General features: G+C 54.0%; 27 protein-coding genes and 4 tRNA genes. 11 read left to right on the top strand and 20 right to left on the bottom strand.

Going from position 1 to position 21,426, the window contains the following annotated elements; translation table 11 throughout:
* Positions 1-36: 36 nt before the first annotated feature.
* A complete protein-coding gene (locus ACN0YD_RS05380; RefSeq protein ID WP_417317618.1) occupies positions 37-690 on the bottom strand; it encodes a protein-L-isoaspartate O-methyltransferase family protein in 654 nt (217 codons plus the stop codon).
* A 239-nt stretch (positions 691-929) separates the two neighbouring features.
* Here ACN0YD_RS05380 and ACN0YD_RS05375 point away from each other — a divergent pair.
* A tRNA-Cys gene (locus ACN0YD_RS05375) sits at positions 930-1,003 on the top strand.
* Between the two features lie 38 nt (positions 1,004-1,041).
* On the opposite strand, the gene ACN0YD_RS05370 is transcribed toward ACN0YD_RS05375, so the two are convergent.
* Positions 1,042-1,464: a hypothetical protein gene (locus ACN0YD_RS05370; protein ID WP_417317617.1), complete on the bottom strand. Its 423-nt coding sequence runs from the start codon at positions 1,462-1,464 to the stop codon at positions 1,042-1,044.
* 415 nt (positions 1,465-1,879) lie between these two features.
* On the opposite strand from ACN0YD_RS05370, the gene ACN0YD_RS05365 reads away from it, so the two are divergent.
* Positions 1,880-1,955, top strand: a tRNA-Asn gene (locus ACN0YD_RS05365).
* A gap of 111 nt (positions 1,956-2,066) precedes the next feature.
* On the top strand, positions 2,067-2,252 hold the full coding sequence (locus ACN0YD_RS05360) for a DUF4169 family protein (RefSeq protein WP_417317616.1): 186 nt from the start codon (positions 2,067-2,069) through the stop codon (positions 2,250-2,252).
* A gap of 3 nt (positions 2,253-2,255) precedes the next feature.
* Here the strand turns inward: ACN0YD_RS05360 and ACN0YD_RS05355 are convergent, their stop codons facing one another.
* Positions 2,256-2,822 carry a DUF2889 domain-containing protein gene (locus tag ACN0YD_RS05355; protein ID WP_417317615.1) on the bottom strand — a complete coding sequence of 189 codons (567 nt, stop codon included), beginning with the start codon at positions 2,820-2,822 and terminating at the stop codon, positions 2,256-2,258.
* Between the two features lie 160 nt (positions 2,823-2,982).
* Here ACN0YD_RS05355 and queC point away from each other — a divergent pair, with 160 nt between their 5' ends.
* Both queC and queE read left to right on the top strand, forming a co-directional pair.
* Positions 2,983-3,690: a 7-cyano-7-deazaguanine synthase QueC gene (gene queC, locus ACN0YD_RS05350; RefSeq protein ID WP_417317614.1), complete on the top strand. Its 708-nt coding sequence runs from the start codon at positions 2,983-2,985 to the stop codon at positions 3,688-3,690.
* 8 nt (positions 3,691-3,698) lie between these two features.
* Positions 3,699-4,358 carry a 7-carboxy-7-deazaguanine synthase gene (gene queE / locus ACN0YD_RS05345; RefSeq protein WP_417317613.1) on the top strand — a complete coding sequence of 220 codons (660 nt, stop codon included), beginning with the start codon at positions 3,699-3,701 and terminating at the stop codon, positions 4,356-4,358.
* A 6-nt stretch (positions 4,359-4,364) separates the two neighbouring features.
* Here the strand turns inward: queE and ACN0YD_RS05340 are convergent, their stop codons facing one another.
* Both ACN0YD_RS05340 and queF read right to left on the bottom strand, forming a co-directional pair.
* Complete coding sequence (locus ACN0YD_RS05340; protein ID WP_417317612.1) at positions 4,365-4,826, bottom strand: MarR family winged helix-turn-helix transcriptional regulator; 462 nt, start codon at positions 4,824-4,826, stop codon at positions 4,365-4,367.
* A 121-nt stretch (positions 4,827-4,947) separates the two neighbouring features.
* On the bottom strand, positions 4,948-5,412 hold the full coding sequence (queF, locus tag ACN0YD_RS05335; protein WP_417317611.1) for a preQ(1) synthase: 465 nt from the start codon (positions 5,410-5,412) through the stop codon (positions 4,948-4,950).
* Positions 5,413-5,631: 219 nt separating this feature from the next.
* Between queF and ACN0YD_RS05330 the strand changes: the two genes are divergently transcribed.
* From ACN0YD_RS05330 to ACN0YD_RS05315, 4 genes are all read left to right on the top strand, one after another.
* On the top strand, positions 5,632-5,925 hold the full coding sequence (locus ACN0YD_RS05330; RefSeq protein ID WP_417317610.1) for a hypothetical protein: 294 nt from the start codon (positions 5,632-5,634) through the stop codon (positions 5,923-5,925).
* Positions 5,926-5,990: 65 nt separating this feature from the next.
* Positions 5,991-6,989 (top strand): cysteine synthase A, encoded by a 999-nt coding sequence (locus tag ACN0YD_RS05325; RefSeq protein WP_417317609.1) that lies wholly within the window; start codon positions 5,991-5,993, stop codon positions 6,987-6,989.
* Between the two features lie 37 nt (positions 6,990-7,026).
* On the top strand, positions 7,027-7,875 hold the full coding sequence (gene sseA / locus ACN0YD_RS05320) for a 3-mercaptopyruvate sulfurtransferase (RefSeq protein WP_417317608.1): 849 nt from the start codon (positions 7,027-7,029) through the stop codon (positions 7,873-7,875).
* 18 nt (positions 7,876-7,893) lie between these two features.
* Positions 7,894-9,063 carry a cystathionine beta-lyase gene (locus ACN0YD_RS05315; RefSeq protein WP_417317607.1) on the top strand — a complete coding sequence of 390 codons (1,170 nt, stop codon included), beginning with the start codon at positions 7,894-7,896 and terminating at the stop codon, positions 9,061-9,063.
* Positions 9,064-9,076: 13 nt separating this feature from the next.
* Here ACN0YD_RS05315 and ACN0YD_RS05310 read toward each other — a convergent pair whose 3' ends face one another.
* From ACN0YD_RS05310 to ACN0YD_RS05300, 3 genes are read right to left on the bottom strand one after another with little or no spacing between them, the layout of a single operon-like run.
* Positions 9,077-9,868: an iron chelate uptake ABC transporter family permease subunit gene (locus ACN0YD_RS05310; RefSeq protein ID WP_417317606.1), complete on the bottom strand. Its 792-nt coding sequence runs from the start codon at positions 9,866-9,868 to the stop codon at positions 9,077-9,079.
* Positions 9,861-10,622: a zinc ABC transporter ATP-binding protein ZnuC gene (gene znuC, locus ACN0YD_RS05305; RefSeq protein ID WP_417317605.1), complete on the bottom strand. Its 762-nt coding sequence runs from the start codon at positions 10,620-10,622 to the stop codon at positions 9,861-9,863. Before znuC ends, ACN0YD_RS05310 begins: the two co-directional genes overlap by 8 nt.
* Before the next feature lie 12 nt (positions 10,623-10,634).
* Complete coding sequence (locus ACN0YD_RS05300; protein ID WP_417317604.1) at positions 10,635-11,102, bottom strand: Fur family transcriptional regulator; 468 nt, start codon at positions 11,100-11,102, stop codon at positions 10,635-10,637.
* Between the two features lie 135 nt (positions 11,103-11,237).
* Between ACN0YD_RS05300 and hisI the strand changes: the two genes are divergently transcribed.
* Complete coding sequence (gene hisI, locus ACN0YD_RS05295; RefSeq protein ID WP_417317603.1) at positions 11,238-11,654, top strand: phosphoribosyl-AMP cyclohydrolase; 417 nt, start codon at positions 11,238-11,240, stop codon at positions 11,652-11,654.
* 6 nt (positions 11,655-11,660) lie between these two features.
* Here the strand turns inward: hisI and ACN0YD_RS05290 are convergent, their stop codons facing one another.
* The 8 genes from ACN0YD_RS05290 to nhaB form a co-directional block, all read right to left on the bottom strand.
* The gene (locus ACN0YD_RS05290) at positions 11,661-13,916 is read right to left on the bottom strand and encodes a molybdopterin cofactor-binding domain-containing protein (RefSeq protein WP_417317602.1); all 2,256 of its coding nucleotides are present in this window, start codon (positions 13,914-13,916) and stop codon (positions 11,661-11,663) included.
* Positions 13,913-14,371 (bottom strand): (2Fe-2S)-binding protein, encoded by a 459-nt coding sequence (locus ACN0YD_RS05285; RefSeq protein ID WP_417317601.1) that lies wholly within the window; start codon positions 14,369-14,371, stop codon positions 13,913-13,915. Before ACN0YD_RS05285 ends, ACN0YD_RS05290 begins: the two co-directional genes overlap by 4 nt.
* A 148-nt stretch (positions 14,372-14,519) precedes the next feature.
* Positions 14,520-14,596, bottom strand: a tRNA-Arg gene (locus tag ACN0YD_RS05280).
* A 14-nt stretch (positions 14,597-14,610) separates the two neighbouring features.
* Positions 14,611-14,898, bottom strand: a complete 288-nt coding sequence (locus tag ACN0YD_RS05275; RefSeq protein ID WP_417318851.1) for an ETC complex I subunit — start codon at positions 14,896-14,898, stop codon at positions 14,611-14,613.
* A gap of 135 nt (positions 14,899-15,033) precedes the next feature.
* A tRNA-Pro gene (locus ACN0YD_RS05270) sits at positions 15,034-15,110 on the bottom strand.
* Positions 15,111-15,244: 134 nt separating this feature from the next.
* Entirely contained in the window at positions 15,245-15,619 is a 375-nt protein-coding gene (locus ACN0YD_RS05265) for a DUF192 domain-containing protein (RefSeq protein WP_417317600.1), read from the bottom strand.
* Between the two features lie 237 nt (positions 15,620-15,856).
* Complete coding sequence (locus ACN0YD_RS05260) at positions 15,857-16,471, bottom strand: cold-shock protein (protein ID WP_417317599.1); 615 nt, start codon at positions 16,469-16,471, stop codon at positions 15,857-15,859.
* Positions 16,472-16,681: 210 nt separating this feature from the next.
* On the bottom strand, positions 16,682-18,280 hold the full coding sequence (nhaB, locus tag ACN0YD_RS05255; protein WP_417317598.1) for a sodium/proton antiporter NhaB: 1,599 nt from the start codon (positions 18,278-18,280) through the stop codon (positions 16,682-16,684).
* A 183-nt stretch (positions 18,281-18,463) separates the two neighbouring features.
* Here nhaB and ACN0YD_RS05250 point away from each other — a divergent pair, with 183 nt between their 5' ends.
* Positions 18,464-18,907, top strand: coding sequence for an iron-sulfur cluster assembly scaffold protein (locus ACN0YD_RS05250; RefSeq protein ID WP_417317597.1), 444 nt, complete (start codon positions 18,464-18,466; stop codon positions 18,905-18,907).
* Here the strand turns inward: ACN0YD_RS05250 and ACN0YD_RS05245 are convergent.
* The 4 genes from ACN0YD_RS05245 to ACN0YD_RS05230 are packed head-to-tail and all read right to left on the bottom strand — an operon-like array spanning position 18,904 to position 21,402.
* On the bottom strand, positions 18,904-19,419 hold the full coding sequence (locus tag ACN0YD_RS05245) for a DoxX family protein (protein ID WP_417317596.1): 516 nt from the start codon (positions 19,417-19,419) through the stop codon (positions 18,904-18,906). The two genes, ACN0YD_RS05250 and ACN0YD_RS05245, sit on opposite strands and share 4 nt — an antisense overlap.
* Entirely contained in the window at positions 19,419-20,198 is a 780-nt protein-coding gene (locus tag ACN0YD_RS05240) for a putative DNA-binding domain-containing protein (protein WP_417317595.1), read from the bottom strand. The genes ACN0YD_RS05245 and ACN0YD_RS05240 overlap by 1 nt, the downstream gene beginning before the upstream one ends.
* The gene (locus ACN0YD_RS05235) at positions 20,195-21,064 is read right to left on the bottom strand and encodes a DUF692 domain-containing protein (RefSeq protein WP_417317594.1); all 870 of its coding nucleotides are present in this window, start codon (positions 21,062-21,064) and stop codon (positions 20,195-20,197) included. The genes ACN0YD_RS05240 and ACN0YD_RS05235 overlap by 4 nt, the downstream gene beginning before the upstream one ends.
* Positions 21,065-21,108: 44 nt before the next feature.
* A complete protein-coding gene (locus ACN0YD_RS05230; RefSeq protein WP_417317593.1) occupies positions 21,109-21,402 on the bottom strand; it encodes a DUF2282 domain-containing protein in 294 nt (97 codons plus the stop codon).
* Between the last annotated feature and the right edge of the window lie 24 nt (positions 21,403-21,426).

Here is a 21,426-nt window from a genome sequence, read left to right as displayed (position 1 = left end):
TATTGTGTCCCCTAAAAAAAACCTGGACACAAAACGTTAAAAGCTGAATGCGGCCTTTGAAGTAAAAGCCGCCAGCGGTGGGATCGCGGCATCAAACAGCGTGCGCACCCCCCGTACCTTGTCCTTATACGTAATCAGTGAAGCTTTTCCGACGCCGCCCACGTTAAGAACGCAAACAAGGCGCCCCTCCTCCGAAAGTTGTTCCAGAAGGGCTTCCGGCACCTCATCAACCATGCCGTTAATAAAAATAAGGTCATAAGGGCCCTGTTTTGCAAGTCCGGCAGTTATATCACCCTTTACCACGGCCACATTATCGCAGGCTTCCTCAGCAAGAGTGGCTGTCGCGGCACTTACAAGTTCTTCGTTTTCCTCAAGTGCTACAACGGCCTCCGCGAGGCGTCCCAGAACCGCAGAGGAATAACCGGTTCCACAAGCAATATCGAGAACCAGGTCTGTTGGCCGCACATGGGCTTCACTAAGCAGTCTGGCGAAAACCATCGGCTCCATCAGATAGCGACCATCCGCCACACGGATATCCTCGTCCACGTAGGCGACACCGGCAAAGGCCTTGGGTACAAATTTTTCCCGATTCACGGAAGAAATGGCCTCGATCACTCTCTCATCGTTAATATTGTTGGGGCGAAGCTGGCCCTCGATCATGCTGCTTCTGGCCTGGGCTGAATTGGTCATGTGAAACGTTCCTAATTATTCCGACCTGATGTTCTCTGGATAGATTTGATGTCTATATATAGTCTTGTGGCGCGATTGACAATATTCTCTCGACAAGAGAACTGATCTTGTCGACGAGTTTCATTATTTCACCGATGGTCCGTGAAAAACAGGAAAAAATCGGGCCGTCGGCAAAAAGGCGGGTATGTAAAAAGCTCTTGCTTTTGCAGATCAATGGAAATAAAAGTCGACACACCTTTGGTGCGGTGGCGGAGTGGCTACGCAGCGGATTGCAAATCCGTGTACACCGGTTCGATTCCGGTCCGCACCTCCATTCCCAATTTTACGGTTTTGTATGGTCAGCCAAGGACTTCAGGCTACAGAGAGCATAACCTGTTCGGCACCGGTGTATTCTTTCTGGCAATCTTGATCGGCCGCCATGTCATAGAATTTCTTGATCATCTTACAGCCGTCGACTCCGTTTTCCCGAATTTTGAGAAAAACATCATACCCAACTGACGGCCGCTCCCAGCGCAGTATATCCCAGTCGGTGTTTTCCCGGGCGAAACGGATGATTTGTTTCAGGGCTTTCATGGGAAACTCGAGGGCCCCTTTCAGCAAGGCATCTCCCTCTTCGGTGATTTGAACAACTGTGAAAAAGATGTATGGAATTCCTCCGGCGATCTGGGTTGCGGTTACCGGTGCATCATAAACCCGCATAATACCGATTTTCTGGTCGAGCCACTCAATCTGTACATACTCAGCGTCCTGTACATACTCAGCGTCCAATGACATTAAATCCATTCTCAAAAACCCTCACAATTGTTCCCTTACACCCGAGAACCCTCACTGGTATGTGATAAAAATGACCGAAATATGTTCGAAAATACTAATCCTCAAAAACTCCGGCGAGACTATTTAAGCCCAGGCATTTCAGTACACTACAGTCAACGTCTGCAAGCCATAAAACAGCAGGTTTTCGATATGCCCTTTAAATACAAAAGGTTATGGTTAACCTGCGTTAATCAATATATTAGAGATCAATAAACAATTAGTTAAAAAAAGCGGCAAATTCTTCGACTTTCCGGCATTCTGCCAGACGATTAGTGTCAGCGATTCTGATTGCATTTTTTTGAATTTTTCTGTTGGCAGAGCTTTTTTCTATATGTATAAGGTGCGCGTCGGCTCAATTGACCGACACTTTCGATGATCCCCGATAGCTCAGTTGGTAGAGCAGTAGACTGTTAATCTATTTGTCGCAGGTTCGAGTCCTGCTCGGGGAGCCAATATCAAAAGGGTCCGCCTGTTAAAGGCCGGGCCCTTTTTATTGTCCAAAGACATCTCTGGACCCTGCCCTTCATTATGATATAGTGCGCTCCTAAAAAAGGGGTCCTCCGATGGATAATGTGATCAGCTTCAGCAAGGCAAAGAAAAAACTCGCCCGGGCTATAAAAGAAAAACAGGCGGAAGAAAATCGCGCCAAATTCGGCCGCACAAAGGCGGAAAAGGATACTTCCCACAAGACCTCTGAGCTTGAAAACAAGCGACTGGATCAGAACCGGATTGGCGACGAAGAGGAATAACCGCTAGTCCTCCCCCTCGTAAAACTCCGGCAGAAACTCCTTCACCGCCGGTGAGGTCGTCGCCCAGGCATGGCAGGTGTTCAGAATAGGCGGACGGCGTTTTGGACGGCTCAGGTCCTCGCCCGCCTCTTCCGCCTTTTTCATCAACCCCGGTGTCATGGTCTGCATGGCGGCCGTGCCGAGGGGGTAAAGAAGTTCGGTAATATGGGTGCAGCCCTCCACACCTCCGACCCGCTCCCTGATCTGCTTGCGCCAGCCGGCCCCGATCCTGATCCCCACCAGTTTTTTATAGGATGAGACAATGGCAGGGCACATTTCAAACGGGCTGTTGTCAGTCACGGCTTCGATATCCTGAATGACAAAGTGATCATCAAGGGTCAGGCGCACCCACATTTCATGCACCGGCTCACCTGCCTTGATTTCCCCGCGCCATTTGTTGTCAAAGCCATAGGTTTTGCAGTCGGTCATATGTCCCTCAATATCCCAAAGGCCATCCTCCCGCTCGAAGCCGGTGTAGGTGATGGTTCTGGTATGCAGGTGTTTGCGCGGAGCTGGGCTGGAAAGTGGCATTGGTGGTCCTCTATACTGCTCTTTTTTATATTATCTCAGGTGTCATCCGGGTGGTCAAACAAAGGATTACCCTGAACCAGCATAGCCGTCATGCGGAATCTTTCTGGCCCTGAAGCGCGTTTTGGGTTATGTGAAGCCGGTTACAAGGAGAAACAAGCAGATGTCCGAGCCCAATTCAGAGTCAAAAAAAGCTGTCGTCCTGCTCAGCGGCGGGCTCGATTCCTCCACCTGTGTGGCCGTCGCCAAACAGGAAGGTTTCGATGTTTACGGCCTTAGCTTCAGCTATGGCCAACGGCATACCATCGAACTGGAGGCAGCCAAGCGGATTGCAGACAGGATGGGAATCAAAAACCATGTGATCGCCAATATAGATATCGGCGCCTTTGGCGGATCCGCCCTGACCGATAATATCCCGGTACCCAAGGACCGCAGTCATGAAGACATGAGTACGGATATTCCGGTAACCTATGTCCCGGCACGCAACACAATCTTCCTCTCCTATGCACTGGGCTGGGCCGAAGTGCTGGGCGCCAACGATATTTTCATCGGCGTCAACGCCCTGGATTACAGCGGCTACCCCGACTGTCGGCCTGAATTTATCAAGGCCTACGAGACCATGGCCAACCTGGCCACCAAAGCGGGTACGCAAGACCACAAGCATATGACCATCCATACACCGCTTATTGACCTGACCAAGGCACAGATCATCGAAACCGGCCAGTCGCTCGGGGTGGATTACAGCCTGACCATAAGCTGTTATGATCCGGACAGCGAGGGACGGTCGTGCGGACATTGTGATGCCTGCCAGCTGCGCCTCAAGGGTTTTGCCGAAGCCGGCGGGGTTGACCCCGTGGCTTATCAAGACTGAAACGCAACATGACTTATACCGTCAAGGAACTGTTTTATACCCTTCAGGGAGAAGGCGCCCAGGCCGGGCGAGCTGCCGTCTTTTGCCGCTTTGCGGGCTGCAATCTGTGGAGCGGGCGGGAACAGGACCGCGCCTCGGCGGAATGCACTTTCTGTGACACCGATTTTGTCGGCACCGGCGGTCCCGGCGGCGGAAAATTTTCCACACCGGAAAAACTGGCGCTTGCGGCCCGTACCGTATGGGACAATGAAAGCGACGGCTCGGGTATTCCATATATTGTCTGTACCGGCGGAGAACCGCTTCTGCAGCTGGACCAATCACTGATCGAGGCATTCCATAAGCAAGGCTTTGAAGTGGCGGTGGAAACCAACGGCACCCTGCCCGCCCCGGCTGAACTGGACTGGATCTGCGTCAGCCCGAAACGGCTGGACAAACTGGTGCAGACAAGCGGACATGAACTGAAACTGGTCTATCCCCAGCCTGACCTACCGCCCGGGGATGTATCCCATCTCGATTTCGAGTATTTCTTCCTGCAGCCCATGGACGGCATCGGTCCGGACGCGGAAAAAATCCGGCAGGAAAATACGAAAAAGGTTGTGGGCTACTGCAGACGCCACCCGAAATGGCGTATCAGCCTGCAAACTCACAAGATACTTGGGATTGCCTGAAACCTGTCAGGACTTGTCGGACATGGTCCGTGCGACACTCAGGAGGGCCTCACGGATATCTTTCCAGTTCTTGTCTCCAAGGGCTTGCATAAATTCCTCCTGCGCCTCCATCCAGTAAGGCACCACATTACGGATCGCCTCGAGACCTTCCGCCTCAAGCGTATAGGAAGCATATCTCTTTCCACCGGAATACTGGATGGAAATATAGCCTCTGTCGGCCATGGCTTTCACCATTCTGGACATGGACGACTTTTCCATAAACAGGGAATCTGCAAGCTGGCTCAAGGTCATGGTACCCTTGTCCGCCAGTTCAAGGAGGATAACAACCTGTGTCGATCGGAGAGAGCTTGGGTCAAGAATTGTGTCAAAACGCCTTGTAACCGCGCGGGATGCTTTTCGCAATCCAAGGCAGGCACAAGTTTCAAGGGCTTCTTTGATCAAAGCCTTTTCTTCGGTACTCGGATTCATACTACCAACCATCCTGTTGTCGACAGTGTTGTTAAAATTTTATTATTTATGACACTATCGGAAACCGGACCTTACCTTAACGTTAAGGAAACTTCAATCAATACCTGCATTTACGCCTATTTTAACCCCTTCCGCGATAGGTCGGCACGCCCTGGTCCGGAACCCACACACCTTTCGGTGGCTCACCAGTCTGAAAAAACACATCAATGGGGATGCCGCCGCGGGGATACCAGTATCCGCCAATGCGCAACCATACCGGTTTCAGTTCCTCCACAAGCCGTTCCGCAATTCCCACCGTACAGTCCTCGTGAAAGCCCGCATGATTGCGAAAGGAATGGAGAAACAGCTTGAGTGATTTGCTTTCCACCAGATATTCCGCCGGCACATAATCAATAACCAGATGCGCAAAATCGGGCTGGCCTGTCACCGGACAGAGGGAGGTAAACTCGGGGCAGGTAAACCTGACAAAATAGGCAGATCCCGGCCGCGGATTCTTCACCTTTTCCAGAACGGCATCCTCGGGGTTTTCCGGAAGTTTAGCGCTTCCACCAAGCTGGGACAGGCCCTGATAGACTTCTTTTGACATTTCAACCGTCCTTTATTCACAGGATCTTCGGGCGTTGGGCCCTTGCAAAGATTTATTGACTTAATACCCTCTTTTCCCTAAAGATCAAAGCCATGAAACATTTTTGCCTGAAACGAATGTGTATTTCACGAATTATGAGCCCGGTTTTCGCGTAAAACCGGGAAGAGCCCGTTCGGGCGCATCATTTTCAGAAACTCACTCGTTACAGGAGAACGCAACATGACGTCGCGTGTAAATTATTTATATCCCACTGTCCATTTTTCCCTGACTGCAGACAATCACCCCGGGACCCTTCCCCGGATCCTTGCCGTTTTTGAGCGGGCGGGGCTCTGTCCCAGCCTTCTGAAAGCCAGCCAGTTTGTCGACGGCCAGACTGCCGTGGACATCTATACCGAGGATCTTGACGACTGGCTCCAGGAACGCCTGTACGGCAAACTTTCCGCACTGGTGGGGATTTCACACCTTCGAACCGAGGTGATCCTGCGGGCAGAGCCGAGAAAACTTGCATCTTAACTCTTGCGGCAAGCGAAGCCGGGGCTTATCTATAGGACAATAAGATAAAGAATTAAGGTTCGACAATGGATATCCGAGACGGCTTCGTCGGGGTAATCGGCAATACCCCTATTATCAAACTGAAGAAGGCTTCCGAAGAAACCGGCTGCACCATTCTGGGCAAGGCTGAGTTTCTCAATCCGGGTGGCTCGATCAAGGACCGAGCTGCCCTTTACATCATCCGGGATGCAGAAAAAAAGGGCCTTCTGAAACCAGGCGGCACTATTGTTGAAGGAACAGCAGGCAATACAGGTATCGGCCTTGCCCTCGTCGGAAATGCTTTGGGTTATAAAACCGTCATCGTCATGCCGGAAACCCAGTCCCAGGAAAAAAAGGACATGCTGAAACTGTGCGGGTGCGATCTCAGGCTTGTACCGGCTGTTCCCTACAAGGACCCCAACAACTATGTAAAATATTCAGGCCGGCTGGCAGAGGAAATTGCCGCAGACTCCCCCAATGGCGCCATCTGGGCCAACCAGTTTGACAACACCGCCAACCGGGACGCCCATCTTTACGGCACCGGCCCGGAAATCTGGGACCAGACTGACGGCACCGTGGATGCCTTCACCTGTGCGGTCGGTAGCGGCGGTACACTCGGCGGTGTGTCCATGGCACTGAAAGAGCGTAACAAGGATGTGAAAATCGTCCTTGCCGACCCCATGGGCGCAGCGCTCTTCAACTATTACAAACATGGCGAACTGAAAGCGGAAGGCTCTTCCATTACCGAAGGAATCGGCCAGGGACGCATTACCGCCAATCTGGAGGGCGTCGATGTGGATGATGCCTATCAAATTCCCGATGCAGAGGCTCTGAAGGTCATCTTTGATCTTCTCAAGCACGAGGGCCTGTGCCTCGGCTCATCAAGCGGCGTCAATGTCGCTGCGGCAATCAGGCTGGCAAAGGAATTGGGGCCGGGGCATACCATTGCCACGGTACTGTGTGACAATGGCACACGCTATCAAAGCAAGCTGTTTAATCCCGCTTTTCTGAAGGAAAAAGGACTGCCCTGTCCCGACTGGCTCTGATCGCAGACGGAAGAGGCAACCAGACAAGGATAGATAAATGATCGACGAAAAAAACGCCCTGGTAAGTACCGACTGGCTTCTGCAGCATCTGGAAGCGCCGGATGTGCGGGTGGTGGACGCTTCGTGGCATCTGCCGTGGGCAAAGCGGAACGGCAAAACAGAGTATGAAGAAGCCCATATTCCAGGCGCGGTCTTTTTCGATCAGGAAGAAATCTGTGATACGGACAGCCCGCTGCCGCATATGCTGCCGAGCCCTGAAAAAATGTCGAGCCGCATGCGTGGCCTTGGCCTCGGCGACGGCATGCGGATTGTGGTCTATGACAACAGCGATATCCGCTCTGCTGCCAGGGTCTGGTTCATGCTGAAGGCCTTCGGTCACCGGGATGTTGCCGTATTGGACGGCGGTTTTCAGAAATGGCGCGCCGAGGGAAAACCTATTGAGGATATTCCCCCCGTGCCCGGTCCGCGTCACTTCACCGCCCGCTTTAACGCCACACTTGTGCGAGAACTGGACCAGATGATGAAAAACATCGACAGCAAACGGGAACAGGTGGTGGATGCCCGCAGTGCCGCACGCTTTAATGCGGAATCCGAAGAGCCGCGGCCCGGCATGAAATCGGGGCATATCCCCGGCAGTCTCAACCTGCCCTATGAGAAACTATTTAACGAGGATGGCACTTACCGCACCTCCGAGGAAATGGCGAAAGCTTTCAAAGACGCAGGTGTGGACCTGCAGAAGCCGATCGTGACCACCTGTGGGTCGGGCGGGACAGCCGCCGTACTGTGCCTGGCCCTGTCCATGATCGGCAATCATCAATATGCCCTGTATGACGGATCATGGAGCGAATGGGGCTCCCATCCAGACACCCCTGTGCATCCGGCCTGAACCAGAAAGCCAGAGACCATGAAAAAGGAAACCAGACTGGTTGAAGCGGGCCGCCGCAGGGAATGGACAGGCGGTGTCGTCAATCCGCCCGTCTATCATGCCTCCACCGTTATTTTCGATACCGTCGCCGACATGCAGAATGCCATCCGCAACCGGGCAAAGGGCAGCCTGTATTACGGTCGACGCGGCACGCCAACTCATTTTGCCCTGCAGGACGCCATGTGCGAACTGGAAGGCGGTGCCGGTTGTGCGCTTTATCCCAGTGGCCTGGCCGCTGTGACGGGAGCGATGCTGTCCTTTCTTGAAAGCGGCGATCATGTGCTGATGGTAGACGGCGCTTATGAACCGACCCGCACCTTCTGCGATACGATCCTGAAACGGATGGGGGTGGAAACCACCTATTACGATCCGTTGGTCGGGGCCGGCATCAGTGACCTGATCCGGGACACTACCAAAATTGTCTTTGTGGAAAGCCCCTGTTCCCTGACCATGGAGGTCCAGGACATCCCCGCCATTGCCAAAGCGGCCCACGCACGGGATGCCATTGTCATGCTGGACAATACCTGGGGCACACCGCTCTTTTTCAAACCTTTTGAGCACGGCGTAGACGTCTCAATCCAGGCCGCAACAAAATATATTGTCGGCCATTCCGACGCCATGCTGGGTACGGCGACAGCCAACGAAAAATGCTGGGTCCAGCTTCGGGAAATGAGCCTGCAGCTTGGCTATTGCGCCGGACCGGATGATGTCTATCTCGGCCTGCGCGGCCTTCGGACCATGGGGCTGCGCCTGAAACAGCACCAGGAGAATGCCCTTGAAGTTGCCAACTGGCTGAAGGACAGACCGGAAGTGGATCATGTGCGCCACCCGGCCCTGGAAAGCTGCCCCGGCCATGAATTCTGGAAAAGGGATTTCCTCGGCAGTTGCGGCCTGTTTTCCTTTGTCATGAAAGACGGTTACCGGGAAAGCGCCCTCACCCCCATGCTGGACAATATGGAGTTGTTCAAAATGGGCTTTAGCTGGGGCGGTTACGAGAGCCTGATCCTTCCCGCCCACGGCCTCGACAAGAACCGTACCGCGGTGAGCTGGCAGGCGCCGGGACCGCTCGTCCGGCTTCATGTGGGACTTGAAAACCCGAAGGACCTGATCACCGATCTTGAAAAAGGCTTTGCCCGGATCGGCAAATAGTCCCGAAGCGGCCTCAGGCCCGTTTCAGGTAGAGAATTCTGGTCAGAACAAATACCAGCGTCGCCGACAACACAATTGCCGGGCCTGTCGGCACATCCCAGTTGGAGGAAATGACCACACCGCTGGTCACTGACAGAACGCCGATCGCAACCGCCAGCGCCACCATAATTCCCGGTGTACGGGCCAGATTGCGCGCCCCGGCAGCCGGGATAATCATCAGCGCGGTCACCAGCAGCACCCCTGTCACTTTCAGGGACAGCGCAACCAGCGACGCGATCAGAAGCATGTAGATGACTTTGGTCCGCATCACAGGCACACCTTCCACCCGGGCAAGATCTTCATGCACCGTTGATGAAAGCAGGTCTCTCCAGATCAGGGCCATGATGACAAGAACCGCCAGACACATAGCCGAAAGCCGATAGATATCAACCGCATCAATAGCAAGAATGTCGCCGATCAGATAAAACATCATGTTCTGACGCACACTTTCCTGCAGGGCGATCATGATCAGTCCAATGGACAGCGCACTATGGGCCAGAATACCCAGAAGTGTATCCGAAGACAGGCTGCGGTCCCGCTGTAATACCAGCAGAAACAGGGCGACTGCCGCACAGACTATGATCATGACAACCGGGCTCGTGGTCCCGAAAGCAAATCCCAGCGCCACCCCCATCAGGGCGGAATGGGCCACCGTATCGCCAAAATAGGCCATGCGTCGCCAGACCAGAAAACAGCCCAGCGGCCCGGCAGCCACCGCCACCAATATTCCCGCCGCCAGAGCATAAAGGATAAAGCTGTCAATCATGATCGCAGCCCTCGTCGTGGGAGCCGGGGATGATATTGCCCTGAGCATCATGATGATGATCATGCTGGTGGGTATACATGGCGATATTTTCAGCGCCACCGGTAAACAGAGCATGATAGTCGGGATTGTCGCGCACAGACTCCGGCGCCCCCTGGCAGCAAATATGCTGATTGAGGCAGACCACCCGATCGGTGGACGACATGACCATATGAAGATCATGGGAAATCATCAGCACGCTGCAGCCCCTTTCCTCCCGGGTCTGCTTGATCAGGCGGTAAATTTCCTCCTGCCCGGTGATATCGATCCCCTGCACCGGCTCATCCAGCACCAGGAGTTTCGGGCTGCCGAGCAGCGCCCGGCCCATGAGCAGCCGCTGCATTTCGCCGCCAGACAGCATCTGCACCGGGCTTTTGCGGAAATGTGTAAGCCGCACCACCTCGAGAATTTCATCCACCTCGCGCGTACTCACCCCCGGGCGCAGCATCAGAAAATCCTCCACCTGCAACGGCAGGGTATCGTCGATGGAAAGTTTCTGAGGCATATAGCCGACAACCAGCCCCTTTTTGCGCAGCACGAGCCCCGCATCGGGTGCCGTCAGTCCCAGGGCGATCTTCATCAGGGTACTTTTGCCCGCCCCGTTCGGACCGATCAGGGTGACAATTTCCCGCTCCCCGACGCTGAGACTCACATTCTGCAGAACCAGCCGGTTGCCGAAGCTTTTGGTAATGTCTTTCAGTTCAAGAAGGACGTTCATAGGGGTTCCCGGTCAGCTGCAGCGGTCGCAGAGCCCCATGATTTCAAGCATGCTGTGTTCGCAGCTGTAGCCATTGTCGTCCGCCACTCTGGAAATCTTGGTATGGAGGCTTTTGTCGTTGACTTCCCGGACCGTACGGCATTCCCGGCAGATCAGGAAATGCCCCTGGTGCCGGTGGCTCGGGTCCGGGCAGCCGATAAAGGCATTGAGGGATTCAAGACGGTGCACAAGGCCTTCCTCAATCAGGAAATCGAGCGCCCGGTAGACGGTCGGCGGCGCCACCCTTTTCTTGCCTTCATTGCTCAACAGATCCAGAAGCTCATAAGCGGTCACCGGTTTATGGCCGCGCCAGACCAGTTCCAGCACATTGCGGCGCAGCGGCGTAAAGCGCGTTTCCCGCTGATCACAGATATCCCGCGCCGTCTGCAGGGCCTGCTCTATACATTTATCGTGGTCGTGCTTATGTGCTGCTTGAGTCATTTGTGGCCGTTCTTGTATTGTTATGGCATAACATTTAGGTAATAGTGGCCTGATACGCAACCAAATTCAAGCCCCGCAGCCTAATTGAACCTGGCAGAATTGAAATTTATTGACTTTAGAAACCGGTAACCGCCCATGACCTTTCCCCTCTCCGTCAACATTATCGAGAAGACCCTTACAGCCATCACCTTCAATGACGCCGGCCTTGTGCCCGCCATTGCCCAGCAGCATGACACGGGTGAAGTGCTGATGATGGCCTGGATGAACCGGGAGGCGGTCAGCGAGACCCTGAGCACAGGCCGGGTCTGCTATTATTCCCGTTCCCGGAAAGGATTGTGGCGTAAGGGGGAAAGCTCGGGCCAGGTGCAGACGCTCAAGAATTTCCGCATCGACTGTGATGGCGATACGCTGTTGCTGCTGGTCGACCAAAAGGGTGTGGCCTGCCATACCGGGCGACGGACCTGTTTCTATACAGAAGTCACTGAAGAGGGCCTTGAAGAAATTGCCGTGGTGGAAAAATCACCGGAGGAGCTCTACGGCTCCTCCGATTAATGCAATTTAGCTTTCCAGCTGCTCACCCAGCGGCAGCTTGCGGATGCGCTTGCCGGTGGCGGCGAAGATGGCGTTGCAGAGCGCGGCAGTTACCGGCGGCACACCAGGCTCACCCACCCCGCGCGGCTTGTCCTTGCTATCCACCAGATGCACAGTGACCTCCGGCGCCATATCCATGCGGGTAAGATGATAATCATGGAAGTTGCTCTGCTGTACTTCCCCGCCTTCCGTGGTGATTTCCGAATAAAGTGCATGGGACAGGGCAAAGATCACGGCCCCTTCCATTTGCGATTTCACCCGGTCCGGGTTGATATAGCGACCACAGTCGATGGCAATATCCACTTTGGGAACAGACAGTTTGCCGTCCTTGACCGAGGCTTCCACCACCACACCGATATGGGTCAGGAAGCTGTAATGGCAGGCAAGGCCCAAACCATGACCCTTGGGCATCTTGCGTCCCCAGCCGGCACCGTCAGCGGCGAGCTTGAGTACATTTTTCAGCCGGGCAGTTTCGAACGGATAATCCTTGCCGCTTTCCCCGTAATTGAATTTGGCGATGAAATCATCCACCGGAATGGTCCGGTCCGGGGACAGATAGTCCAGCAGAAATTCTTTCGGGTCCCGGCCAGCCGCATGAGCCACTTCATCAAGGAAGGAGGCAACAGCAAATCCGTGATGGATATTGGCCACGGAGCGGACCCAACCGATACGCAGATTGGTTTTTGCCTTGCCGCAGGTCATCCGGATATTCGGGAAATTATAGGGCAGGTCCACTTGCCCCATGCCCATTTCAAACGGTGACGGCTGGTCTGCCGCCGGATTGAAAATGGACAGGATCGACGGGAACACGGTGTTATGGTTCCAGGCCGTAACTTTTCCATCCTTGTCCAGACCCGCCTTCATATGTTGGGCACTGATGGCATGATAATAGTCATGGCGAATGTCATCTTCCCGGCTCCAGACCACTTTCACCGGTTTGCCGGTCTGACGCGACAGCCAGGCAGCCTCCGCACAGAAATCACCTTTTGATTTCCGGCCGAAGGCACCGCCGAGCAAAGTCACATGAACCGTGACTTTTGATTTATCCGGTGTTGGCTTTCCGTCCTTGTCGGTGGTCATGAAACCGAGTGTACCGGCGACAACCTGCTGAACGGACTGGGGATCCTGCACACAGGCCCAGACTTCCGCGCTCTTCTCGGAAACATTGGCCAGCGCCGCAGGGGGCTCCATGGGCGCATGGGCGTAATAAGGCATCTGGTAGTCGGCTTCAATGACCCGGTCTGCCGCCGCAAGCGCCTTGTCCACATCGCCGTCGTGACGGCCTGTGAAGCTGCCAGGCTGTTTCGCGGTTTCCAGCATTTCCTTCTGCAGGTCGGCACTGCTTATATGAGAAGCCCCGCCATTATCCCACTCGATTTCCAGCGCCTCGCGCCCCTTCATGGCCGCCCAGGTGCTGTTGGCCAGCACGGCGACACCACCGACCGGGTTGAACATGGTCGGCACCTGCACGCCAGGCATCTCGATCACTTTAACCACGCCCTTAACCTTGAGGGCGGCGGCGGCATTAAAGGACTTCACCTTTCCGCCCTGCACCGGCGGACGGGAAATCTGGGCATAAAGCATGCCGTCAATTTTCATATCCTGACCGTACATGGCCTTGCCGGTCACCATATCTTCCAGGTCGACAATCTTCACCGGCTTGCCGATATAGGTAAAATCCTTCTCCGACTTGAAGGTCAGCTCTTCCGCCGCGGGCACCGGATCATTGGCCGCAAGGCTTGCCGCTTCACCGAAATCCATCTTCTTCTTGCCATGGGTAAGGCTGTGCTTCGCCACCTTGACGGCGCTTGCCTCGACACCCCATTCCCGGGCCGCTGCGCGCTGCATCATCAGGCGGCCCATGGCGCCCATTTCCCGCATGCGGGTATAGTTCCAGCGTACGGAGCGGGAGCCGTCCGTATTCTGGTCGCCCAGCCTTTCGTCCCCGTCGGCCTGTATGATTTTCACCCGGGACCAGTCTGCGCCCAGTTCGTCGGCGACAATCTGCGGCAGGCCGGTTTTACTGCCCTGCCCCATTTCGGAGCGATGGGCGGTAATCAGCACTGTGCCGTCGGGTTCGATGACCACAAACAGATTGGGGGAAAGGTTTTTATCTTCCCCGGCGAAAACCTTCGTCATGCTGAAACCGCCAGTGGTGGCGGTCAGGACAAGGCTGCCGGCGGCAGCGCCCTTGAGGATGGAACGTCGCGTGATCTGGTTCATTTTGATGCTCCCCCCGCTACTGATTTGATGGCTTTGCGAATCCGCTGATAGGTGCCGCAACGGCAGAGGTTGCCGTTCATGCCTTCGATGATCTCGTCATCGCTGGGATTCGGATTTTCCCTGAGCAGGGCCGCAGCCTGCATGATCTGGCCGGACTGGCAGTAACCGCACTGGGGCACATTATGCTCATCCCAGGCTTTCTGGAGCGGATGATCGCCTTTTTCGGACAGGCCCTCAATGGTGGTGACGTTCTCGCCTTCCAGGTCTCCCATGAAAGTCAGACAGCTGCGCACGGCCTCGCCGCCGATATGCACCGTGCAGGCGCCGCACTGGCCCACACCACAGCTGAATTTTGTGCCGGTCAGCCCGGCTTCGTCCCTGAGATACCACAGAAGCGGCATTTCCCCGTCACCATCAAAGGTGCGGGATTCCCCGTTCAGTTTAAATTTTGTCATTTTGCCCATCCAGTTGAAATTATTCGTAACACATACGTTTTAGCATAGCCCCCGGTTTATTTGAACAGGAGAAAATATGAATTTTTCGGTTGATGAAAGCGGTTAGATGCAAAAAGCCCTCCCGGCGACAGGAGGGCTTTGATAAAGATGGCGACTCCGGCAGGATTCGAACCTGCGACCTACTGATTAGAAGTCAGTTGCTCTATCCAGCTGAGCTACGGAGCCTGTGTCTTTGCAGATCATCCCTTGTAGGCGAAAGCATCCGCATAGGACTTGATGCGCGGCTTGCGCACGTGGGGCTCGATCACCTGATAGTCAAGACCGTGCTTTTCAGCATAGGCCACCGCATGCTCGCGGCTGTCGAATTTCAGCCTGACCTGGCCGTGCATGTCACCGGAACCGGTCCAGCCCATCAGCGGGTCAAGGTGTTTGTGCTGCTCGGGGCTGAATTCCAGCACCCAATTACCGGTTCTTCTCATCCCGGACTGCATGGCGTTTTTAGCCGGTTTATAGATACGTACTGTCATCTGATCACCTGTCACCATTCGCTAAATCATTCACAGTTGTTTATCGCAAAGCCCCCGGAAGGAAAAGAAGAAAATCATCCGTAGCGGCTTTGGAGAGACTTCTCCCGCGATTTTGCAAAGATTTTGAGAAAAAGATGGTCGGGGAGACAGGATTCGAACCTGCGACCCTCTGGTCCCAAACCAGATGCGCTACCAGACTGCGCCACTCCCCGGGTCAAATGCAGCCCCGCGACCTGAAAAGCCCGGAAACTGCCTTGCGGGTTCATACTTGATCACCCCGGCAAGGGCAAGCTTTTTTCAGTAGTTTCCCGATTTTTAGATGAATGCACCCGGGTCGCCAGGGGCTTTACGGCATATTCGGCCCGGTAAAGGCGGCATGAACCAGCCTGTTGCCGGCCTCAATTCCCAGCTTTTCGGAGAGACCTCCCCTGATTTCAAGAACAGCCTTGACCGGGTAACGGGAGGAAATACGTGACAGCGACATTGGCGTGGTCGATTTCGCGATATGGACGATTTTGCCATTTTCATCCACAAACAACATATCCAGCGAGATGAAGGTATTCTTCATCCACATGGCCACCGGCTCCACCCGGTCAAACAGGAAAAGCATGCCGTGGGTTTCCGGGATTGATTCCCGATACATTAGCCCCTGGGCCCTGTGCGACGGTGTCGCCGCCACTTCCACCGTGAACTCGATGGCTTTCCCGGCGTCAGAAACCACAACCAGAGATTGTGCTTCCCGTATATTTCCAAAATCATATGCGGAAGCCGAAAAAGGCGGGCAGACCAGCAGAAAAAGCAAACACAACAGGTGCCAAGCCCGCCAGTTGCATGCAACTGGCGGCCAACGGCCTTTTTGTCTCTGTATGACAGGAAAAAATTTCTCACTCATCCGGCATCCCTTCTATTGTCAGGATGTCAGAAAATTCCGGCAATTAAAAGGCAAGACCAAGGAACCTCATGATGACTTTATCGCCTTGACCATGAGACCACGGTCGCCCTCGTCTATGGCAACCTGTACCGTCTGGCCCGGAACCAGGTGATCCATGCCAAAATGACGCAGAATCTCCATATGGATGAAGATATCCTGACCGCCATCACCACGGTTGACGAAGCCGTAGCCCCGCACACGGTTAAACCATTTGACCGTCACGTCAACAAACTCAAGCTTGCTGATGTCAATATTCTCGTCAATGCGGGAGGCCGGATTATCAGCCTTCTCCACGGCTGTGGACAGGTCGTATTCAAGGATTTTCACTGCCTGACGGCCTTTTGGCCGGTCTGCGGACAGACACTTGACCGTACAGCCCTCTGGCAGGGATCTACGCCCCAGCTCTTTCAAAATTGAAAAATGAATCAGAATATCGCCTTTGGTATCAGCCGCATCCAGGAAACCATAGCCCTTAACGGCATCAAACCATTTGACAGCCCCGTTCACCTCTTCAAAAGGTTCCGAATTATTCTGAATTTTCTGCGCTTTTTGTTCCTCGGATTGTTCCTCGGATTTTTCCCCGGCATAACCGTTGCTTTCTTCCAGTCCTACCTGCGCACCAACTGCAGCACTTGACTCCATCGCACCTACTTCCCGTGTATGCTTTCCCCAAATGGTAATTTGGACATTACTCTCAATTCAATAATTGTAATAATAGCACGTATTAATAGAAAGGCCAACCATAGGTTTAAAAATATTATAAACACCTAAAGAAAAGGCAGGATTACGGAAACCCTGCCTTTTACTTGTATTTTCAATTGTTTTTTGGACTTTTTACCGGCCCATTCGGGATCAGTGATCCTCCCCCTGTCCATTGATCTCTGCAACGCTATGATGTGTTATCATATGATTATCATACATATGGTTGGTTGCAGGCGTCAGGAGATACATAACCGCAAGCAACCCAACAATGGACATCACGATTGTATAGGGCAGCGCCATGATCACCATCCGCACGTAGGAGAGGCGGATCAGAGGCGCCAGCGCGGAGGTGAGCAGGAACAGGAATGCTGCCTGACCGTTAGGTGTAGCCACACTGGGAATATTGGTCCCGGTGTTGATAGCCACAGCCATCAGGTCAAAGGTATCCCGTTCAATCAGGCCGTTGACCAGGGCATCGCGCACTTCACCAATATAGACGGTTGCCACGAAGACGTTGTCACTGATGGCGGACAAAACCCCGTTGGCTATATAAAAGCCTGCTATCTGTTTCGTATCTTCAAGATGAAGCACAAAGTTGATAACCGGCTTAAACAGTCCCTGATCGTTAATCACAGACACAATGGCAAAGAAAACCACCAGAAGAGCAGTAAAGGGCAGTCCCTCTTCAAAGGATTTGCCGATCTGATGTTCCTCTGTCACACCATTCAGGGCCGTCAGCAGAACAATAACGGAAAGACCGATCAGGCCCACTGCAGCAAGATGCAACATCAGGCCAATGACCAGCCAGAGGGCAACTATGGCCTGGGCAATCAGTGCTGCCTTTTCGCTGTTGGTACGCTTTGCAGTCTGTTCGGCATCAAAATCCTGAAGAATATGAAGCACTTTTTCCGGCAGTTTGACACCGTATCCGAAAATACCCGTTTTCTCCAGCAGGACGCAGGTAATCAGTCCGCTGAAGAGTACGGGCACGGTTACCGGTGCCATGCGAATGGCGAATTCAATAAAGTCCCAGCCAGCTACACCGCCGATGATCAGATTTTGAGGTTCACCCACGATGGTACAAACCCCACCCAGTGCCGTACCCACGGCCGCGTGCATCATCAGGCTGCGCAGGAAGGCCCGGAACTGTTCCAGGTCAGACCGGTGCAACTCCTCCACCGTGTCGTCAGTGGAGTGGTCATGTTCATGATGGAAATGCTTTCCAGACGCCACCTTATGATAGATGGAATAGAAACCAACGGCCACAGTGATGATCACCGCCGTCACGGTCAGCGCATCCAGGAATGCCGAAAGAAATGCCGCAACAAAAGAGAACAGAAGGGACAGAACCACTTTGGAACGGACCTTCAGAAGTATCTTTGTAAAGGTGAAAAGCAGCAGGCTTTGCATGAAGTAGATGCCGGCCACCATGAAGACCAGAAGCAAAATCACCTCAAGGCCATGCTTCAGTTCGTAATACACCCCGCCCGGCGTGGTGAGCCCCATGAACAGGGCCTCCAGGGCCAGCAGCCCCCCCGGCAGAAGCGGATAGCATTTCAATGCCATCGCCAGCGTAAAAATAAACTCCAGCACCAGAATCCAGCCGACCGCATAGGGACCGATCTGATCACCGAGAACAAAATATAACAATGGATTAAGTATCAAAAAACCGATAATGGTCAGCTTGTACCATTCCGGGGAATGGCCGAGAAAATTCTTGACCATGCCTTGCGCGAGGGTTCTTACCATTTGACTTACTACACTTCCCATAGATTTATCCCAATTTTCCCTGATCAGGAAAGGCTCCGCTCTTACATACTTTTACAAGCCCCCCGAGATCAAGAGAAACCGGAAAAAATCGGTATTCATTTGTGAATTTCTGCGGTTTTAAAAATGCTGGACATCGGAATTGCGATCATTTAGGCAGACAGGATGATCGATCAGCTCTACCAGAAAGCTATCCTGCAACAGGCCGCCCGGGCATCCGGGCACGGCAGACCCGCTGAGTCGGAATCCAGTTACACCCTTCATAATCCCCTGTGCGGCGATAGAATCACTGTACATCTGAAAATGGAAGGTGAGAGACTGGCCTTGTTCGGTCATGAAACCAGGGCTTGCGTGCTGTGCCAGGCCAATGCCTCCCTGCTGGCGGAAAAAGCCCCGGGCGAGACGGCGGAAAGCCTGACGCATATCCAGGACCTTCTGGTACAGGGACTGGAAAGCGGGGCGCTGAAAGAGACGGACTGGCCTGTGGAAAAATGGCAGGAACTGTCGATTTTTGCCCCGGTGACCGAACATAAAAGCCGCCACAAGTGCGTCACCCTGCCTTTCGAGGCCCTGATCAGCGCCATGCGGGGCGAAACAGAGGGCAACTAGCGTCTCAGCATCCCGCCAACCAGGCGATCCAGCGACCAGGCCCCACCCCCCCGCGCCACCAGCAGTAAAAGCACTGCCGCCCACAAACTGTGGTCAGGCCAGAGATGGGGATAGACAAACAGCTGAATGACAAGGGTCATTCCCAGTATGGCCAGTGCGGAAAAGCGGGTCAAAACACCCAGAACAAGCAGAATCGGAAGAGTAAGCTCCGCCAATATGGCCAAATGGGCCGCAAGTTCAGGTGACAGAAACGGCAGGGCATAGTCATTTTCAAACAGAATATAAGTGAAGTCGGAAACCGACCAGTCCAGACTGATGACCGCGCCGAGTTGGGCGAAGGAGAAATGGGCCACATCACTTTCAAAAGTGATTTTGGTCATGCCCGAACGCCAGAAAATGCCGGCCATCCCCAGTCTGCCGAGCAGTAGATACAGGCTTTCAGGAATGTTCTGAAACATCCCGGCGGTCCGGTCATGGATGGTCCGCAATTGTTGCAGCTGCCCGGTTTTCATCACTTTTTCCTTTCCTTGAAAATATCTGTCACCAGCCGGTTGCTGAAAATCACTGCCAGCGCCTCCGGCAACTGGAAATTACCGAAAAGCGCTACTGTCGAGGATACCGCCCGCCCCAGGCTTTCCCCCTCCCTCAGCAAGCGAACCAGTTCAAACACCCAAGGCTCGACACTGAGGGCATGTACGCGCCATTCAGGCCGGCTCAGAATGATATGGTCCGGTCCCTCATCCAGACTGATTTCGTCGGCCTCGGCAACTGGATCCCGGTTCGCATTCCAGATGCGCAACAGGGGAAAGCGGCTGGTCACAAGCTCCAGAGAAGGCAGGAACCGGAAAAGCAGCTGATCCGGCTCGGCAAGGTCAACTTTCTCAAGATCCGCCGGTTCCTGTGGTTTTTCATCCCGGCCGTGCAAGGTCCGGTTCCAGGCGACCTCCAGTCGCGCCATATCCTGCAGATAGGCATGGCTTGCCAGTTCGCGGCGGCCGGCGATAAAGTCGGGAAGATATTGTCCATATTCCGCAAGAACCGGTGTTTGCGGTGGATGTTCCCGTATATAGCTCCGGGCCAGTTGCCGGAAAAAAGGGCGCCCGACAAGCCGGCATAACACCGGAAAGTTAGCCGCCAGGACCTCCTCCAGCGTGATCAGGCAGTTGTTGTGATGAATCATCAAACGTTCCTCCGCATGATGATCCCGGTTCCGGATGTGGCGTGTCAGCGGCGCGGCATCCCCTTCAAGCAGAAAACCCCTGAATTTGAGCTGGAGGCGAGCCAGTTTCATACCAGCGCCTCCTGTCCTGGTGAAAGGGCCTTGTCCGCCCGGCCCGCCTCCTGCAGCAGGGTCATCAGCGAGGGAATATTGCAGTCCCACTCAATGAGCGTCGGCCGGGCGCCGATCTGGTGAAGAGCAAAATCATAAAGCCGCCATACCTCGTCACATATATTGCTGCCGTGATCATCGATGCGAATGACCCGGTCACGCCATTTTTTTTCCGCATGGCCGGCAAGATGATATTCGCCCACATGGCCCGGAACAATCTGACGGATATAGTGTTCCGGATCGCCGCCATTGTTCCAGCAACTGACAAAAATATTGTTGACGTCCAGCAGAAGACCGCAACCGGTCCGCTGGCAGATTTCATTGAGAAATTCAGGCTCCGCTATTCTGCTGAGATTATATTCGAGATAAATGGACGGGTTTTCCACCAGCACAGGCCGGCCAAGCACATCCTGCAGATGCCCTATATTGCGGCAAATTACCTCCAGCGCCTCTTCGGTATAGGGAAGCGGCAAAAGATCATTGAGAAAACACCCCTCCACGGTGCTGAAAGACACATGTTCCGACACCAGGCCGGGTCTGTACCTCTCGACAGCCCGTCTGACACGCTCAAGATGATCCGGATCCAGCCCTTCTGAACTGCCAAGCGACAATCCAACACCATGCATGGACAGGGGGTATTGCTCCCTGACCCTGCCAAGGAAATGGTGCGGAAGTCCCCCTTCCCCCATGTAATTTTCCGTATGGACCTCGAACCAGCCGATATCCGGTCTGGTTTCCAGGATTTCCTCATAGTGACAGGCCTTGAGACCAATCCCGGTCGAATCCGGGACCGGCATCTCCACAATGTGAGGGGAAGCTATGGACATGGTGTTTTTCATCTCATCCACCGCCGGTTTTCTTACTGAAAAGACTATTTTTTGGGACTGACACTGCCACCGACAAGCTTGTCGCAGGTCCCTTTGGGCACATAGATCCAGGCATCACCCTGGCCATCTGCTTTCGAGGTGCCGGCGCAGGAACTTGTTGCCGTCTGACAGTCGTTTTTGCCAGCCTTGACGACGCCATAGCATTTTTCAACTTTCCCCTCTGCAGCCTGTGCTGGGGAAGTTGAAGCCGTCATGGCGATCGCCGCTGTCATGGCCGAAGCCAGGAGTGAAGATGTAGTTTTCACGGTGCGCTTGCTCATCATGTTTCCTTTGTTCATCGGATTTCATCTTGGTTGCCGGCA

This window comes from Emcibacter sp., from assembly GCF_048269205.1.
Classification (GTDB): domain Bacteria; phylum Pseudomonadota; class Alphaproteobacteria; order Sphingomonadales; family Emcibacteraceae; genus Emcibacter.
This window is presented reverse-complemented; position numbering and strand designations above follow the sequence as displayed.